Origin of the sequence: Lelliottia sp. RWM.1 (genome assembly GCF_016859735.1) — a bacterium.
Taxonomy (GTDB): Bacteria; Pseudomonadota; Gammaproteobacteria; order Enterobacterales; family Enterobacteriaceae; genus Enterobacter.
The window spans coordinates 87,034-103,999 of sequence record NZ_WLVC01000013.1 but is presented as its reverse complement, the minus strand read 5'-3'; the positions used below and the strand labels follow the sequence as shown (position 1 = coordinate 103,999).

The following is a 16,966-nucleotide window of genomic DNA, read 5'->3' as shown; positions in this document are numbered from 1 at the left end:
AAAAATCGGCCCAGATCCGCGAAATTTTAATCAGCGAGTCAGCTTGGGAAGAAATGACCTGCTTATTCGCACCTTCCTTAGCTTTCACTTAAAGCGTAACAATTCTATTTTATTACTCCTGAGCAGGAGTGATTTAGCATGTGACATCTTTCCAGATCGGAAAGTTCATTCAGTAATTAAATAAAAACGATTGCAAAGGAATAATCACAATGCAAAGAAAAGTACTGGCCCTAATGATTCCCGCTCTTTTAGTCGCTGGCGCAGTAAATGCTGCTGAAATTTACAACAAAGATGGCAACAAATTAGATTTGTACGGCAAAGTCGATGGCCTGCACTATTTTTCCGATGATAAAAGTGCCGACGGTGATCAGACCTATATGCGTCTGGGCTTCAAAGGTGAAACCCAGATTAACAGCCTGATGAGCGGTTATGCTCAATGGGAATATAATATTCAAGCCAATAACACCGAAAATTCAGATAATCAGTCCTGGACCCGTCTGGCATTTGCGGGGGTAAAAGTGGGCGACTATGGTTCATTCGATTATGGTCGTAATTATGGCGTGATGTACGACGTGGAAGGCTGGACCGATATGTTACCCGAGTTTGGTGGTGACTCTTACACCAAAGCGGACAACTTCATGACTGGCCGTGCAAACGGTGTGGCAACCTATCGTAATACAGACTTCTACGGTCTGGTGAATGGCCTGAATTTTGCCCTGCAATATCAGGGAAAAAATGAGAACTCCGACAATAACCAGGAAGGAACCAACAACAGTAATGGTCGTGATACGCGCCATGAGAACGGCGACGGGTTCGGTATCTCCACAACCTATGATTTCGGCATGGGAATCAGTGCTGGCGCAGCATACACCTCTTCTGACCGCTCTAATAACCAGGTGAATAATACCAGCGCTGGCGGTGACAAAGCCGCTGCCTGGACTGCAGGTCTGAAATATGATGCTAATAATGTTTATCTGGCAGCAATGTATTCAGAAACGCGCAATATGACGCCGTACGGTAATCAGTCTGATGCGGTTGCGAATAAAACACAAAACGTCGAAGTGACTGCGCAATACCAGTTCGATTTCGGCCTGCGTCCAGTCGTGTCGTATCTGCAATCCAAAGGCAAAGACCTGGGTAATGGTCAGGGCGATCAGGATCTGGTTAAATATGCTGAAGTAGGCGCAAGCTATTATTTCAACAAAAACATGTCGACCTATGTTGATTACAAAATCAACCTGCTGGATGAAAATGACCAATTCTATAAAAACAACGGCATCGGTACTGACGATATTGTTGCGTTAGGTCTGGTGTATCAATTCTGATACATTCGCCCGCGAGTTATCGCGGGCGATTTATTTTAACGCGATAAACTGCTTTATTTACCACTCTTCCTGGCCATAATAAAGTCGATCTTTTACGTATGTCCTTCATGTGACTCAGATAAAAAGCAAGCTGCATATTGCGTCACAACGCGTCATAGTAGATGATGAATTCCCCGTTTCGGTCGTCAGGGAGATTCAACATGAACCATCACCCGGTAACATCATCACGCATCACATCAATTGCCTACGATGAGCAGAGTGCAACACTCGAAATCAGGTTTCGTAACCATACGACATTTCAGTATCAGCGTGTCCCAGCTCGCATTTTTCGGGATTTTTTGATCGTAGTATCGAAAGGTCGATTTTATGATGGCGTTGTTAAGGGTAAGTTTAAAGAGGTCAAAGTACACTGAATCTTATAGCCATCGCTTTCGTAAGGGTATATACATTGTTTAGCCGCATCTCTTTGGTTGTACTCACTGTTTTAGCGTTTATGTGGATGGCATTAATTTTTGATGTAGGTAACATCGTTGGACACCTCGGCACTTTACTCAACCACATTGAAGGCAATTAAATCCCTCTTCAGAGGGAAAATTCACATTCTATTTTTCAGCTGACAAGGTGAAAAGAGGAAAACCATTTAGCATCCGCCCCTGGCCCGCATCGTGCGAGATCTCCCGGTATTTGGGGAATTCAGGATTCGTAATAACGTCAACCATTTGCTCTGCAACCTCCTGTGCGCTTTGCCCACTCGTGATTAAAAAATCGCTTGAAACAACTTGTTCATCTCTGGTTTGCATGTACAAATAAAATTGTTCCGCGATAATCTCCACCATATCTGGATCGTCAATTTCACTATAAAAATCACTCATATTTTTACCCCCAATCAACATTAAAAATAGCGATTACTGCCCTGATAAATGGGCTTGTACGGTCATAGTTTATCTTTATTCATCCCTGTTTCGGTCAGCTTGCGCGCAAGTTTCATTGAGTCAGTAAACAGCGTAACAAGCGAAGGTTTCAATCCCACCTCCTCAACAAATTCTCTGGCACTTAATCCCTTCAGCTCACTGTAATATTTTATAATTTGCAACTGGACCGTGACTGTTTGATCGCCTTTATTGGCAACGCTAAGTGCATGCTTAATTGCTGAAAAAACGTCGTTTTTTTTCATCATCATTTTTCCTCTCGGAAGTATACCGCATCTTCAGGCCAAAGATAGCTAGCCCCTCATCTCTCCCACCTGACGCTTCAGCCCATTTTGTGAGAACGTCAGCTAAAAATCATGCTGGTAATCATCGCAGCAATCCGTACCATACACGACACACTTTCGCGTGATCGCCATGATTTCTTGCTACAATCCTGCCATCGAAGCCTTTTTATTGGCTGGATAGATGCGTTGCTTTAGCCACGAACGAATTGAGTTATTATTAAATGTCGCAAAATCAAGAAGTTACAAAAAAAGAACAATACAACCTGAATAAACTGCAAAAGCGACTGCGCCGTAACGTCGGCGAAGCTATTGCTGACTTCAATATGATTGAAGAAGGTGATCGCATTATGGTCTGCCTTTCAGGGGGCAAAGACAGTTATACCATGCTGGAGATCCTGCGAAATCTGCAGCAAAGCGCACCCGTGAACTTTTCGCTGGTGGCGGTAAATCTCGATCAAAAACAACCGGGTTTCCCGGCACATATTCTTCCGGAGTATCTGGAAAAACTGGGTGTTGAATACAAAATCGTTGAGGAAAATACCTACGGTATTGTTAAAGACAAGATCCCAGAGGGGAAAACAACCTGCTCCCTGTGTTCACGCCTGCGCCGCGGCATTCTTTATCGTACGGCAACGGAACTGGGCGCAACCAAAATTGCGCTGGGGCATCACCGGGACGATATTCTGCAAACACTGTTCCTGAATATGTTCTACGGCGGCAAAATGAAAGGTATGCCGCCAAAGTTGATGAGTGATGATGGCAAACATATCGTAATCCGTCCCCTGGCCTACTGCCGTGAAAAAGACATTGAGCGTTTTTCAGAGGCAAAAGGATTCCCAATCATTCCTTGCAACCTCTGTGGCTCCCAGCCAAACCTGCAACGTCAGGTGATTGGCGATATGCTGCGTGACTGGGACAAACGCTACCCCGGCCGGATTGAAACCATGTTCAGTGCCATGCAGAACGTTGTGCCTTCCCATCTGGCAGACATCGATCTGTTCGACTTCAAAGGTATTAACCATGATTCAGACGTGGTAGATGGCGGCGATTTGGCATTTGATCGTGAAGAGATCCCGATGCAACCTGCTGGCTGGCAGCCGGAAGAAGAAGATGCGCAACTCGATGAGCTGCGTCTGAACGTCGTCGAAGTGAAGTAGATAATGAGCGTCTCAGAAACAGGTTCTGAGACGCTTTTTTGTGATTATTTCAGCAACCGAACCCGACAGGTCTTGCCTTTAATTTTACCATTCTGCAATTGTTTCCAGGCTTTCTGAGCCACAGACTGACGAACCGCAACATAAACATGTGCAGGATGTACCGCGATCTTGCCGATGTCTGCACCATCCAGCCCAACATCCCCTGTCAGCGCCCCCAGAACATCACCGGGACGCATCTTGGCCTTTTTGCCACCATCAATACAGAGCGTTGCCATTTCGGCATCCAGCGGGACAACGCTTACGTTACCCGGCGCGCTCAGCCAGTTCAGTTTGAGTTGCAGCATTTCAGATAAAATATTGGCACGTTGTGCTTCTTCCGGTGCGCAGAAACTGATCGCAAGGCCACTGTTCCCGGCACGTGCAGTACGCCCGATGCGGTGAACATGCACCTCAGGATCCCAGGCCAGTTCGAAATTGACCACCAGCTCAAGCGATTTGATATCCAGACCACGCGCTGCAACATCAGTTGCAACCAGTACTCGTGCACTGCCATTCGCAAAGCGCACAAGGGTTTGGTCGCGGTCGCGTTGCTCCAGATCGCCATGCAGAGACAATGCACTCTGCCCGGCTGCGTTCAGGGCATCACAGACCGACTGGCAATCTTTCCTGGTATTACAGAACACAACGCAGGATGCAGGCTGATGCTGACTGAGCAGCTTTTGCAGCAGAGAAATCTTACCTTGCTGAGTGGTTTCGAAGAACTGTTGCTCAATGGCTGGCAGCGCATCCACACTATCAATTTCAATCGTTAATGGATTTTGCTGTACGCGCCCACTGATCGCTGCAATGGCTTCAGGCCAGGTAGCAGAGAACAACAGCGTCTGGCGATTTGCGGGAGCAAAGCGGATGACTTCGTCAATGGCGTCGCTGAATCCCATATCCAGCATACGGTCAGCCTCATCCATGACCAGTGTTTGCAATGCATCAAACGAGACCGTTCCTTTTTGCAGGTGATCAAGCAAACGTCCCGGTGTCGCCACGATGATATGCGGTGCATGCTGGAGCGAATCACGCTGTGCACCAAAAGGCTGACCTCCGCAAAGCGTCAAAATTTTCGTATTCGGCAGGAAACGTGCCAGGCGGCGCAGTTCGCCTGCAACCTGCTCGGCCAGCTCACGCGTCGGACACAACACCAGAGATTGCGTCTGAAACAGACCCGCATCAATATGCTGCAAAATTCCAAGACCAAATGCAGCCGTTTTGCCACTGCCCGTTTTTGCCTGCACGCGTACATCACGTCCTTCAAGAATGGCAGGTAGTGCGGCAGCTTGTACCGGGGTCATAGTGAGATAACCCAGCTCATTCAAATTGTCGAGTTGGGCAGCAGGCAGAACATTCAGTGTTGAAAAAGCGGTCACAATGTTGTCTCGTGGTCAAAAGGCTTACAATCAGCAGGCGCGTATCCTCGCAGATCTCGGGTTCCGATGCGACATTTTAATCGGTTCTTCGTCTGGCGGCGGGTCTGGCATGGGTTGAGGACGAGGTACAGGATCGGGAAGCGGTATGGGATCGGCAGGAACCGAAGCCAACAGACTTTTTTGCAGGGTTAGTCGAGCGAAAAGTGCATTCATTTTACCCTCCATAATTGGGAATGCCCCTTTTAGGGTAGACGCTCAAATTCTGAAGGCAAAAAAAAGCCGACTATTAAGTCGGCGTCGTACGAATCAATTGTGCTATGCAGTAATTCAAAAAAGGAAGTAAGACAATATGGAGCGCAACGCCCATCGCTTGACGTTGCATTCACCTGCGGGAGTAATAGTGCACCTTACACGGCTGTTGTTTATTGACTTCGCTCAAACAAAATAGCGTTTTAAGGTGTTATCAGAAATGAAAAAACGTAAATTTACAACCATTTACTACGATGCAACCACCATGCAACACCGCCAATCAAAACCACTAACATGATGCAAAATGCCGTAAAGCCAAACTGATATCCCCCTCCCGGAATTCCCCCCAGGTTAACGCCAAACAACCCGGTTAAAAATGTGCTGGGTAGAAACACCATCGCCATTAATGACATTGTGTATGTTCTTCTCGACAGTGATTCTTGCATCACCTGGGCAATTTCATCCGCCATCACGGCAGTTCTGGCAATACAGGAATCGATTTCATCAAGACCGCGTCCCAGCCTGTCAGCAATATCCTGCATTCTCCGACGCTGGTCATCATTCATCCAGTTGAGGCGTTCACTGGCCAGACGTGCATAGACATCTCGCTGCGGTGTCATATAACGTCGCATCACAATCAACTGTTTGCGTAACAGCGCCAGAAAGCCGCGGGGGGGAATTTGCTGGTCGAGGAGATTGTCTTCCAGGTCGATAATTTTATCGTGCAGTTCTTCAATAAATTCACTGGCGTGGTCGGTCAGTGCGTCGCAGACATCAACAAGCCATCCACCGCAGTCGACCGGCCCCGTACCCTCTTTCAAGTCATTCACCACGTCATCCAGCGCCAGAACTTTTCTCTGGCGAGTAGAGACAATCATGCGCTCGTCCATATAGACGCGCATCGCGACCAACTGGTCGGGGCGTTCATCTGTACTACCATTAATGCAGCGTAACGTAATCAGTGTACCGTCGCCCAATCGACTGACTCGTGGCCGCAGGCTGTCTCCTGATAACGCATCCCGAACACTGTTCGGTAACAGGGGAGTTGAAGCCAGCCACTGTGCGCTATCCGGATGTGTGTAGTTAAGATGCAGCCAACAGGGGTGTTCACTGTCGATGCTATCACTGTCTTCAAGTGGTCTGGCTCCGCCACGACCGTCAAACACCCACGCAAAAACCGCGTCAGGAACGTTAACTTCAGAGCCTTTAATGCCTTCCACAGCGCCTCCACTTTTCATTACTTTCGTTGTCAGTCTAGCTTTCGGTCAACGTTAAGCAATATTTATGTACAGCATAATACTGAATTCGCTCATAAATTGTTCGTTTCAATAAAGGTTACAGCGGACAGGCGCAGGCAAAACGTTAGAGTTAATGAAATGCTGCCAATTTGATCTAAACGTATCCCGGAGTGACCTGGTGACAATAAAAAAGCCCTGTGCGGCATTCGATTTTCGTCTGGCCGAAATGCGCTCAATTGCCATAAAAACAAGCATGACCTGGTTCCTGTGGGTAAACATCCTGTTCTCCTTATTTATATTAGGACGTCGCTATTTCTCTACCTTCGACGCTCTGACATCACCACTTAGTCCTCAGGATTTGCTGGAGTCGGTGATGGTTATCGACCTGACGCTCTCAGTCGCCGTACTTTTCATCCTACGGATGGCCCCGCTGCAACATGCCAACTGGCTAAGAAAATTGGCGAAAGTGAGCGTTGTCGGCCTAAGCCTCTGCTGGGCAATCTGCTTTTATGTACTCATTGCCAGCGAAGATATCCGCATCATTTTTCCGTTTGCCGCGTTATTACTTTTTACTGCACTTATCTCGCTTTATTTCGACCCAAAGGTGTTACTGAGCTTTATTGTACCTGTATGGCTAACCATTCTCGTCACGACGCTATTTCACCCCTCCAGTCTCACCGTACTGAACGCATTATTATGGATACTGCTGGCTGGTCTGATTGAATCTGGCCGACGTATTCTCAATAGCTGGTTTCTTTTGGCGTTACGCCGCGAGCAGGAAAATGCAGATCTGATTCAGCAATTAGGGCAATTGGCCAGCAAAGATCCGTTAACCGACCTTGCCAACCGTCGATCCTTCGAAGCAAGGATGGATGATCAAGAGATTCTAAACCATCAGCGTGACGGTACAGGTTTTGGCCTGATCATGCTGGATGTTGATCATTTCAAGCTTTATAACGACTATTATGGCCATCAGCAGGGTGATGCGTGTCTGGTTGCCATTGCACAAACACTTGAGTTCGCCACACAAGAAAGCAAAGGAGTGGTGGGTCGTTTTGGTGGGGAAGAGTTTGTTCTGTTACTGCCCGACGCAACCCTCGACATGTTGCTCAATACAGCAGAAAACATCACTCAGGCATTGCGCACGCAGGCACTTCCGCATGTCCTTTCGCTCGTCAATCCTTTAGTCACCGTAAGTCAGGGGCTGGCCACCTGGCAACCGGGACAAACCGCACCATCCATCATTGCCCGTGCAGATAAGGCGCTGTATATGGCGAAACAGCAAGGCCGTAATCGTTGGGTTGCTGTGCAATAAAAGCAAAAGCCTGGGCAAACCAGGCTTTTGCTTTTAATCAGAATGAATGTTCAGTTCGATGCGAAAACGCCACAGGAGATGCCTGCATCGACGGGTAAACCTCTGCCGGAACACCACTATCAAGCCGGAAGTTACGCGTCCTGGCCTGTAGCTCAATCACCTGATTGCGCAGAACGTCTGACGAACCGTTGAGTTCTTCAACCATTGCAACGTTACTCTGCGTAACGCGTTCCAGTTCTGAGAGAGCCTGCGTAATTTGCGAGATCCCTTTCTCTTGCTCTGTCGTGGTGGTGGAGATGTCGTCCATCAGTCTGCTCACCTGCCCCGAGCCCTCCACAATTTCATGCATGTTTTTCTCTGCTTCGGAGACAACCGTCACGCCCTGAGTCACGTTATTACTGGTCACATCAATCAGCGTTTTAATGTTCTTTGCCGCTTCCGCACTACGATGAGCAAGGTTTCTGACCTCACCGGCAACCACTGAGAACCCTTTCCCGTGATCGCCCGCTCTCGCTGCCTCAACAGCCGCATTCAGCGCCAGAATGTTTGTCTGGAAAGCGATGCCATCAATAAGCGTAATAATTTCCGTCATTTGCTGCGCACACTCCGTAATGGATTGCATGTTGTTAGCAACTTGCCCCATCAACTCCCCCCCTTTACGAGCCTGTAGTGTTGCCGCATTTGCCCGTTCACTGGCTAAACGCGTATTGTCCGCGTTATTTTTGGTACTGGCCGCCATCTGTTCCATGCTGGCTGCCGTTTGAATCAGCGAGGCGGATTGCTGTTCAGTCTTAACTGAAAGTTGTGCACTACGCGCAGACAGTTGTTCAGACAATGTCATCGCCGTTTGAGACGATGCGCGGATCTCACGCACTAACGTGGCGATATTGCTTGATAAACTATTGATACCCGGAATCAATCGACCGGCACAGTTATTGCCAAATTCTGGGATAGACACCGCGAGATTGCCTGACGTCACCTCTTCGATGCTTTTTTTCACTGTATTGATAGGGGTCACAAGATATTTGGTCATATAGGACCAAAGTAAAAATGCTGCAAGTACATTAACAACATTCACTGAAATAAAAAGCGTTGCGTTGTTCGATAAAAAAGCCACCAATACATCTAATAACAAAAATACGCCCAGGAGAAAATAGATAATAAACGTTCGGACACTAATATTTCTTAGCATAAGAGCTCTCACTATTTAATATTTTGGTCAACATTAGGGTTATAGCACCCACCCTGGACTTTTTCACCACGATCGACGTGTGGTTTTTTGTTTCAAACATTGATTCCTGAAGTTTAACTTAAGTCGGTTTAAAAGATGGTATTAGCGGAAATGTAGTGAATTTCATCCCGCCCCTCTGGTTTTTACTGCACCAAAGCGATAGCATTTACTCATGCAGGTTAATATAATCACGCTCATATTTAAGGGACATTGCTGTGAATCTTCATTATTGTTTAGCAATGCTTAATAGATTAATGCAAGAATATATCCTGTTCTTTTTTTTGAGCATAAAAAAAATAATATGACTGGTCATTTTTCACGATAAATAACTAATCTTGTCTGAACGAGCGAGATCCTGTCTGATACATCACATGCCAGGCAGGCGAACTCTGTAACCTTCTTTGGCGTGGGATTGCATAATGCTCAATGTATCGTGGGACCCAGTGTTAATTGCCATCTCGTTCCTGGTGGCGTTTATCGCCTCTTTTGTGGCATTAGACTGTGCAGGAAAAATCCCCCTCACTAGCCGCAAAGCCGCTATGTTCTGGCGCATTGCCGGAGGCGTGACCCTGGGAATCGGCATCTGGTCAATGCATTTCATTGGCATGCTGTCTATGAAAATGCCGATGATCATGAGTTATCACCTCTGGCTCACGCTAGGGTCACTCGGCATCGCCGTGCTGACATCCACTCTGGCGATCAATATTGCGGTCCCCGGCAATTCGCTTTCTCCGTTTCGTTTAATCCTGGCCACGCTGATCCTGAGTTCAGGAGTGGTGTCGATGCACTACGTAGGAATGGCTGCACTGATGCTTCACGGGAGTATCAGTTGGGACCAGCGTATTGTGCTGTTGTCTGTGGTGATTGCGATTATTGCCTCTGGAGTCGCACTCTGGCTCGCATTTCATCTGCGTGATAAGCGCAAAGGTGTCTTTATCAATCGCATTGCTGCTGCCCTTGTGATGGGGACGGCCATTTGTGCCATGCATTATACCGGAATGAGTGCGGCTCATTTTCACGATATGGCGCTCACGATGCCAGGTGGCATCAGTGAACTCGGGCTCTCGATTTGGGTTTCAGTCACGACCCTGTGTCTGCTTGGGCTCATGTTAATTATTTCGCTGGTGGACTCCCATTTTCGCACAGTCAGGCTGACCGATAATTTGCGTCAGCTGAATCGGCAACTGGAACTACAGGCCCGGTTTGACGCACTTACCGGCCTAGCTAACCGGCATCAGATGGATATCCGCTTACAGGATTGTCTGCACAGTTCACTGCTGAATAAGAAACAATTTGCCGTCGTTTTCATCGACATTGACCATTTTAAACGCGTGAACGATACCTGGGGACATCATGTAGGCGATGAGCTGTTAATTAGCGTTGCACAGAGAATTACCGCCAGACTGACGCGTGAAATGACGCTGGCAAGGTTAGGTGGTGATGAGTTTATTTTGCTGGTCCCGGAATGTGATGATGAGAAAATTAATACTCTGGTCACCACGTTGCTCGATGACATGCGTCGGCCACTGTCAATTTGCGGTCATGCACAAAATACCACGCTAAGCGCAGGCGTCAGCCTGTATCCGCAGCATGGCGAAACGCTGCATGAGCTTAAGCTGAAAGCTGATGCGGCGATGAATCATGTCAAACAAGAAGGTCGAAACGGCTGGGCGATCTATCGTCCTGAAATGTCAACAGCGGTTCCTGCTGAACCCAGTTTCTTACAGGAGCTATCTCAGGCGCTTGAGCGCGATCAATTTGAGCTTTGGTATCAGCCAACCTACCTCGCTGAGCAGAATACTATTCACGGTTTTGAAGCACTTCTACGCTGGCGACACCCGGAGCAAGGCGTGTTGCTGCCGAGTTTGTTTTTACCGTCTCTTGAACAGACCGGTTTAATCATACCTGTCGGAAACTGGGCGATTGAAGCCGCGTGCCGGCAATTACATTTCTGGACGGAGCAAGGCTTCAGTCAGTGGACATTGTCATTCAACTTATCGCCTATACAGTTTGAACAACAAGATATATTCACTGTTGTCTCCTCCATGCTGCAAAAATATAATCTGCTTCCGTCTCGCCTGATCCTTGAAGTCACTGAAAGCACAGCCCTCAAGAATCTTGGCCGCAGTATCGAATTGCTGAATGCGTTTAACCAGGCTGGAATAACCGTTTCAATAGATGATTTTGGTACGGGTTATTCAAATCTGCTTATGCTCAACGTTCTTCCTGCAAAAGAGCTTAAAATCGACAAAAGTTTTGTGAGCTCCATGCTGGAAAATGAGAAAAGCAGAAAGCTGGTGGAAACCATTATTAATATTGCGCGCACAATGGAGATGAAAATCGTCGCTGAGGGGATCGAAACAGAAGCGCAGCAAGAAGTCCTGGCCAGCCTGGGTTGTGATTACCTGCAAGGTTTCCTGTTCTCTCGACCTTTACCAGCAGAACAGGTTCCCTGGTTACTGTTACAAAAGAACTCCGACAAACAGATTATACCAATCGGTAAAGTTCATACGGAATCCTCATTTATTTCACAAAAAAATCATGCCTGATGTGGTGAACTAGAGTATGTTTCAAAGGAGCCCACGCGAGTCAATTCCGCCGTGATCGTCAGGCACATTGTGCCGATGAATAGGAATTTCCTATGTCGCAAAATAGCTTCGATGCACTGAATTTCATAAAGACGCCAGTGTGGCTAATTTCACCTGTCTCAGAACAGATCCTATTTGCGAACACCGCAGCAACGGATGTCATGCGGAATAAAACGCTGATTGAAATGCGGGCTGGAATATATTCCGCAAATGCGCAAACAGTGCTTTCAATGTATGTACCAGACCTTAAAGCCGATCAAGAGATCGTCGAAATCTGGACCGTCTTGCGTGATCGGCAGGAGAGCACGCTCAGTTGCCGCCTGACACTGACCTGGTTTGAACCTTATGGTGATGTCATTGTGTTTGAAGGTATTACTCTGCAAACGCCTTCAGGCCTCAAGGCAACTCGTTCAGCCACTTATCAGCGTAAGAAACAAGGTTTCTACGCCCGATTTTTCCTGACTAACAGTGCCCCGATGCTCTTAATTGACCCGTCCAGAGACGGTCAAATTGTTGATGCCAATGTGGCAGCCCTTAATTTTTATGGTTATTCCCATGATGAGATGTGTTGTAAACATACGTGGGAGATCAACACGCTTGGGCGCAATATTTTACCAATAATGACTGAAATCGCGCGTCTTCCTGGTGGGCATAAACCGCTTAATTTTATTCATCGTCTTGCTGATGGGACCACCCGCCACGTTCAAACCTACGCTGGCCCTATCGAGATTTACGGTGACAAACTCATGCTCTGTATCATTCACGATATTACCGAGCAGAAGCGGCTTGAACAGGAACTGGAGCACGCCGCATTGCGTGATTCGATGACAGGCCTGCTCAATCGTCGACAGTTTTACCTAATCACAGAGCAAACCAACCTCTCACACCTCCCGACCCAGCAGCAGTTCAGCTTGTTATTGGTCGACACCGATCATTTCAAAAACATCAACGATGTGTTCGGTCACCTTAAGGGAGATGAGGTTTTGATCTCCTTGTCTCGTACACTGGAGTCCTGCTGTCGTGAAGACGATGTGGTGTTTCGCTGGGGTGGTGAAGAGTTTGTCATCTTACTGCCAAAGACATCACTCGATACCGCAATGCAGGTTGCCGAAACTATCCGTGCCGCGGTCGCTCGCATTACGATCCCCGGACTGCCCCGCTTTACTGTTAGCATAGGCGTTGCCCGGCATAACCCTGATGAGAGTATCGACGATCTGTTTAAACGCGTTGATGATGCGCTTTATCGTGCCAAGAACAACGGCCGCAATAAAGTGCTGGCGGCATGAAACTGGAGTATTGAGTAAAGCCCCGTTACAATGCCCACCTCGAAGAACCAGACTTCAGGTGGGTAGTATCAGGTGATGGGAAAGACAGAAATAATACTCATCTTAATCATTTTAAGCCTTATTATTTTAGGCTACTGGTTTATTTTTAGCGGTGAAATCTGGCATCTGGTCGAATACCTTGAAAACTGTATCTATCCTTCTATCGAAACCCCTTAGTGCATGTTTAATTCACTGTTTCACCTACCGAATTTGTCAGGTATCACCGCCTGCAACAGGTGCGTAGAATACACGCCGTTATCCGCCTAGCGGTGGGCAACGAATCAATGAATCATTTGTTTATTTCGCCCGTGCTCTGACGGGCTTTTTTTATTCTAGCGGGCCATAACCTTAATTTAGCTTAGGCACTGACCGAAAAATATTAGTGCTTCTCGATATACATGGTACGGCTGTAAGCCACATCCTCAGGATTATTAATTGGGTATCCTTTCACCCACGGTTTAATAAGACGACCATTGGTGTACTGGTAGATTGGTGCAATAGGGGCCTTCTCAGCAAGAAGTTTTTCAGCCTTGTTGTAATCAGCATTACGCGCTTTCGCTGTTGTTTCCAGAGTTGCCTGATTAATGATCTTATCGTATGCCGGGTCGTTAAAACGTGAAATGTTGCCGCTGTGAGTCGAGGTCAATAACGACAGGAATGTAGAGGGTTCATTGTAATCCCCTACCCATGACGCACGAATCACGTCAAAATTCCCGGTATTACGACTATCAATGTAGGTTTTCCACTCCTGGTTCTGCAGTTTAACGTCCACTCCCAGATTTTTCTTCCACATTGAGGCTACCGCAATAGCAATTTTCTGATGATTTTCAGACGTGTTGTACAGCAAGTTCAGTTTCAGTGGACGCTGTGGGCCATAACCCGCTGCCTGTAAGAGCATCTTCGCCTGCGCGTTAAGTTCCTGCTGCGACATCTGCTCAATCTGTGACGTTTCTGGTGTAAATCCGGCAGTCACGTCAGGGGTAAAGTGCCATGCTGGTTTCTCCCCTGTACCTAACACTTTCTCAGCCATGATGCGACGATCGATAGTCATGCTCAGTGCCAGACGCACGCGAGGATCTGCTGTCGGGCCCTTCTGCGTGTTAAATGCGTAGTAATAGGTTCCCAACTGTGGTGGCGTATACACCTGTCCTGGAATGTCTTTGAGTAACTTCTGATACAGATTTTTCGGGAAGGATTCGGTGATATCAATGTCACCTGCCAGATAACGCTTCGTTGCTGAAGATTCCTGGTTAATCGGGATAAAAGTGACTTTTTGCAGTACCGTTTTGGCATTGTCCCAGTAATGCGTGTTCGGTTCGACAACCAGTTTTTCATTCACCACGCGATCCGTCAAAACATAAGCGCCATTGCCCACCAGCGCGCCTGGCCGCGTCCACTCTTTACCACTTTCAACATTCGCTTTTTGAACGGGATAAAACGCAAAGCTGGCTGTCAGATTCGCAAACCACGGAAGCGGCTTATCCAGCTGGACACGCAGCGTCTTAGCATCAACCGCTGTTACGCCCAGTGTGTCAGGCGCAGCTTTACCATCAATAATGTTTTGCGCATTATTGATGCCGGCAAGGGCTGCAAACCAGGCAAAAGGCGAAGTCGTTTTCGGATCAACAAGACGTTGCCAGCTGTACACAAAATCTTGCGCCGTCACAGGAGTACCGTCTGACCATTTTGCGTTGTCACGCAAAACAAAAGTCCAGACACGGTTATCATTACTCTGCCAGCGCGTTGCCACGCCCGGTGTTAATTCCCCTTTCTCATTCTGATTAACTAACCCTTCAAAGAGATCCCGGATGACCTGAATTTCAGGCAGTCCCACCGCTTTTGCCGGATCAAGTGAGGCAGGCTCATCCTTGATATGCCGCACCAGCTCCTGTTTTGGCGCCAACACAGTACCCTTTGGTATATCAGCAGCATAAGAGAGTGAAGAGAGCCCGCACAGCCACAGCGCAGAACAGAGCAACGAAACAGGATGCTTCATGAGATCCCCTTTGAGATGTCAGGTAAAAACAGATGGGTAATTATTTGTTTCGAATCAGAGAAATGCAAATATCTTAACCCTGAAAGTTGATATCTGACATTATTCCAGTGTTACGGAAACTATTTGATTAACAGCGATTTTTACACAACACTGCCAATGACGACCTCTTAATCAGGATTTCCTATGTCACTTACCCGACCAAGAACAGAACGCGGCGCATTTCCACCAGGAACGGAACACTACGGCCGTTCATTCTTAGGCGCACCGCTAATATGGTTTCCGGCTCCTGAAGCCGATCGCAACAGTGGCTTGATTATCGCGGGAACACACGGCGACGAGAATTCATCCATCGTCACGCTGTCGTGCGCACTGCGTACCCTGACCCCGGAGTTACGTCGTCACCACGTGATATTGACTGTGAATCCGGACGGCTGTCAGCTTGGACTCAGGGCAAATGCGAGGGGGATCGACTTAAACCGGAATTTCCCGTCAGCAAACTGGCGAGCGGGTGAAACCGTCTATCGCTGGAACAGTTCAGCAGAAACGCGTGATGTCGTGTTACTGACCGGAGAGATACCGGGGTCAGAGCCTGAAACCCAGGCCCTGTGCCAGCTCATTCATCGACTCCACCCTGCCTGGGTTGTCTCTTTCCACGACCCACTCGCCTGCATTGAAGATCCTCGCCATACCGCGCTGGGACAATGGCTGGCGGAGGCATTCGCGCTTCCACTGGTGACCAGCGTGGGCTATGAGACACCCGGCTCATTTGGGAGCTGGTGTGCAGATCTCGGCCTGCACTGCATTACTGCTGAGTTCCCACCCATTTCATCTGACGAAGCCAGTGAAAAATACCTCAAGGCCATGGCAGCGCTTCTGCGCTGGCAGCCTCAAAGATGAAGCAGGCCAGTGGTAAACGTCAGGGCGGGTGAGACATCAACTGCCAGCCACGTCGGGCCATCAAGATCGGCAAAGCTCACCTGGCTAACGAGCGGTAACGCGGCACTGATGGCACGCGATGTGCACAGCATACATCCCAGCATTAGCGAAAAACCTTCAACTTTCGCTTCTTTTGCCAATGCCAGTGCTTCCGTCAGCCCACCTGATTTATCGAGCTTAATATTCACCATCTCATACCGACCTTTAAGCCCTGCCAGGCTTTCGCGAGTGTGGCAGCTTTCATCCGCACAAACAGGCAGCGGATGGATAAAATTCTCCAGGGCCGCGTCATCATTTGCGGGCAATGGCTGCTCTAACATGGCGACACCCAGGTCGGCCAGCAACTGACAGCGCGCGGCTAACCCTTCGCTATGCCATGACTCGTTTGCATCAACAATCAGAGTTGCCTGCGGCACTGCCGCGCGAATGGCAACCATTCGTTCGCTTATCAGGCGATCGTCAAGTTTTACCTTCAATAGCGTCGCACCGGCCTCATAAAGTGCTTTTGCACTTGCGGCCATCTGTTCCGGCTCACCAATCACCACAGTCTGCGCCGTCACGACGGATTCTGGCAACGTGACGCTCAGCAATGTCGGTAAAGTGAGGTGTTGTGTAACCGATTCAAGGCTCCATAGCGCACAGTCGATTGCATTACGGGCCGCCCCTGCGGGTAACCGCTGTTGCAGTGCCTCACGCGTGAGTCCCTTTTGCAGCTCCGGCACTAACGTCATGATCTGCGCCATCACCGAGGCAATACTCTCTCCATAGCGAGGATAGGGAGTACATTCCCCCACCCCCTTCACCCCTTCTTCTTCTATTTCGACCACCACAACGCACGCTTCGCTGCGGCTACCGCGGGAAATCACAAAGGGGGTATGCAATGGCCAGGCTTCTTCATAGACCTTTACGCTTCTCATCACTGACTCCTTGCCACCTGTGAGACAAAAATTGGTTTGCCGTGTTATCCGCTGTTGG

The 16,966-nt window shown here is 48.3% G+C and carries 15 protein-coding genes and 1 pseudogene; 8 read left to right on the top strand and 8 right to left on the bottom strand.

Translation table 11 applies throughout. The annotated features are described in order from the left end of the window. Positions 1–209: 209 nt before the first annotated feature. Together ompC and GF617_RS12285 are read left to right on the top strand one after the other, a co-directional pair. Complete coding sequence (ompC, locus tag GF617_RS12290; protein ID WP_203451757.1) at positions 210–1,325, top strand: porin OmpC; 1,116 nt, start codon at positions 210–212, stop codon at positions 1,323–1,325. A 200-nt stretch (positions 1,326–1,525) separates the two neighbouring features. Continuing rightward, on the top strand, positions 1,526–1,738 hold the full coding sequence (locus GF617_RS12285; RefSeq protein ID WP_181619534.1) for a KTSC domain-containing protein: 213 nt from the start codon (positions 1,526–1,528) through the stop codon (positions 1,736–1,738). Positions 1,739–1,927: 189 nt separating this feature from the next. Here GF617_RS12285 and GF617_RS12280 read toward each other — a convergent pair whose 3' ends face one another. Both GF617_RS12280 and GF617_RS12275 read right to left on the bottom strand, forming a co-directional pair. Beyond that, the gene (locus tag GF617_RS12280; protein ID WP_181619535.1) at positions 1,928–2,197 is read right to left on the bottom strand and encodes a hypothetical protein; all 270 of its coding nucleotides are present in this window, start codon (positions 2,195–2,197) and stop codon (positions 1,928–1,930) included. Between the two features lie 62 nt (positions 2,198–2,259). Continuing rightward, positions 2,260–2,499, bottom strand: coding sequence for a transcription factor (locus GF617_RS12275; protein ID WP_203451756.1), 240 nt, complete (start codon positions 2,497–2,499; stop codon positions 2,260–2,262). A gap of 260 nt (positions 2,500–2,759) precedes the next feature. Here GF617_RS12275 and ttcA point away from each other — a divergent pair, with 260 nt between their 5' ends. Next, the gene (ttcA, locus tag GF617_RS12270; protein ID WP_181619536.1) at positions 2,760–3,695 is read left to right on the top strand and encodes a tRNA 2-thiocytidine(32) synthetase TtcA; all 936 of its coding nucleotides are present in this window, start codon (positions 2,760–2,762) and stop codon (positions 3,693–3,695) included. A gap of 44 nt (positions 3,696–3,739) precedes the next feature. On the opposite strand, the gene dbpA is transcribed toward ttcA, so the two are convergent. The 3 genes and pseudogenes from dbpA to zntB all read right to left on the bottom strand — a co-directional run bounded on the left by dbpA (position 3,740) and on the right by zntB (position 6,582). After that, on the bottom strand, positions 3,740–5,113 hold the full coding sequence (gene dbpA, locus GF617_RS12265) for an ATP-dependent RNA helicase DbpA (RefSeq protein ID WP_181619537.1): 1,374 nt from the start codon (positions 5,111–5,113) through the stop codon (positions 3,740–3,742). A gap of 30 nt (positions 5,114–5,143) precedes the next feature. Next, positions 5,144–5,272: pseudogene (locus GF617_RS27405) on the bottom strand (hypothetical protein); the annotation flags it as partial. A 326-nt stretch (positions 5,273–5,598) separates the two neighbouring features. Then, on the bottom strand, positions 5,599–6,582 hold the full coding sequence (gene zntB, locus GF617_RS12260) for a zinc transporter ZntB (RefSeq protein WP_203451755.1): 984 nt from the start codon (positions 6,580–6,582) through the stop codon (positions 5,599–5,601). 196 nt (positions 6,583–6,778) lie between these two features. Here zntB and GF617_RS12255 point away from each other — a divergent pair, with 196 nt between their 5' ends. Further along, positions 6,779–7,915 carry a GGDEF domain-containing protein gene (locus tag GF617_RS12255; RefSeq protein WP_203451754.1) on the top strand — a complete coding sequence of 379 codons (1,137 nt, stop codon included), beginning with the start codon at positions 6,779–6,781 and terminating at the stop codon, positions 7,913–7,915. Positions 7,916–7,952: 37 nt separating this feature from the next. On the opposite strand, the gene GF617_RS12250 is transcribed toward GF617_RS12255, so the two are convergent. Continuing rightward, positions 7,953–9,107 (bottom strand): methyl-accepting chemotaxis protein, encoded by a 1,155-nt coding sequence (locus tag GF617_RS12250; RefSeq protein ID WP_181619540.1) that lies wholly within the window; start codon positions 9,105–9,107, stop codon positions 7,953–7,955. 458 nt (positions 9,108–9,565) lie between these two features. On the opposite strand from GF617_RS12250, the gene GF617_RS12245 reads away from it, so the two are divergent. From GF617_RS12245 to GF617_RS12235, 3 genes are all read left to right on the top strand, one after another. Next, positions 9,566–11,695: a bifunctional diguanylate cyclase/phosphodiesterase gene (locus GF617_RS12245; RefSeq protein WP_203451753.1), complete on the top strand. Its 2,130-nt coding sequence runs from the start codon at positions 9,566–9,568 to the stop codon at positions 11,693–11,695. Positions 11,696–11,787: 92 nt separating this feature from the next. Then, complete coding sequence (locus GF617_RS12240; protein WP_203451752.1) at positions 11,788–13,020, top strand: sensor domain-containing diguanylate cyclase; 1,233 nt, start codon at positions 11,788–11,790, stop codon at positions 13,018–13,020. Between the two features lie 75 nt (positions 13,021–13,095). Next, a complete protein-coding gene (locus GF617_RS12235) occupies positions 13,096–13,236 on the top strand; it encodes an Ecr family regulatory small membrane protein (RefSeq protein ID WP_181619543.1) in 141 nt (46 codons plus the stop codon). A gap of 202 nt (positions 13,237–13,438) precedes the next feature. Here the strand turns inward: GF617_RS12235 and GF617_RS12230 are convergent, their stop codons facing one another. After that, the gene (locus GF617_RS12230; RefSeq protein ID WP_203451751.1) at positions 13,439–15,055 is read right to left on the bottom strand and encodes an ABC transporter substrate-binding protein; all 1,617 of its coding nucleotides are present in this window, start codon (positions 15,053–15,055) and stop codon (positions 13,439–13,441) included. 183 nt (positions 15,056–15,238) lie between these two features. Here GF617_RS12230 and mpaA point away from each other — a divergent pair, with 183 nt between their 5' ends. Next, positions 15,239–15,952, top strand: a complete 714-nt coding sequence (gene mpaA / locus GF617_RS12225; RefSeq protein WP_181619608.1) for a murein tripeptide amidase MpaA — start codon at positions 15,239–15,241, stop codon at positions 15,950–15,952. On the opposite strand, the gene ycjG is transcribed toward mpaA, so the two are convergent. Continuing rightward, a complete protein-coding gene (gene ycjG / locus GF617_RS12220) occupies positions 15,943–16,908 on the bottom strand; it encodes an L-Ala-D/L-Glu epimerase (protein WP_181619609.1) in 966 nt (321 codons plus the stop codon). The two genes, mpaA and ycjG, sit on opposite strands and share 10 nt — an antisense overlap. Positions 16,909–16,966: the final 58 nt, after the last annotated feature.

Excerpts from the sequence above, each read along its gene's own strand:
- ompC (WP_203451757.1), top strand. The coding sequence starts at position 210 with ATGCAAAGAAAAGTACTGGCCCTAATGATTCCCGCTCTTTTAGTCGCT.
- GF617_RS12285 (WP_181619534.1), top strand. The coding sequence starts at position 1,526 with ATGAACCATCACCCGGTAACATCATCACGCATCACATCAATTGCCTAC.
- GF617_RS12280 (WP_181619535.1), bottom strand. The coding sequence starts at position 2,197 with ATGAGTGATTTTTATAGTGAAATTGACGATCCAGATATGGTGGAGATT.
- GF617_RS12275 (WP_203451756.1), bottom strand. The coding sequence starts at position 2,499 with ATGAAAAAAAACGACGTTTTTTCAGCAATTAAGCATGCACTTAGCGTT.
- ttcA (WP_181619536.1), top strand. The coding sequence starts at position 2,760 with ATGTCGCAAAATCAAGAAGTTACAAAAAAAGAACAATACAACCTGAAT.
- GF617_RS12250 (WP_181619540.1), bottom strand. The coding sequence starts at position 9,107 with ATGCTAAGAAATATTAGTGTCCGAACGTTTATTATCTATTTTCTCCTG.
- GF617_RS12245 (WP_203451753.1), top strand. The coding sequence starts at position 9,566 with ATGCTCAATGTATCGTGGGACCCAGTGTTAATTGCCATCTCGTTCCTG.
- GF617_RS12240 (WP_203451752.1), top strand. The coding sequence starts at position 11,788 with ATGTCGCAAAATAGCTTCGATGCACTGAATTTCATAAAGACGCCAGTG.
- GF617_RS12235 (WP_181619543.1), top strand. The coding sequence starts at position 13,096 with ATGGGAAAGACAGAAATAATACTCATCTTAATCATTTTAAGCCTTATT.
- GF617_RS12230 (WP_203451751.1), bottom strand. The coding sequence starts at position 15,055 with ATGAAGCATCCTGTTTCGTTGCTCTGTTCTGCGCTGTGGCTGTGCGGG.
- mpaA (WP_181619608.1), top strand. The coding sequence starts at position 15,239 with ATGTCACTTACCCGACCAAGAACAGAACGCGGCGCATTTCCACCAGGA.
- ycjG (WP_181619609.1), bottom strand. The coding sequence starts at position 16,908 with ATGAGAAGCGTAAAGGTCTATGAAGAAGCCTGGCCATTGCATACCCCC.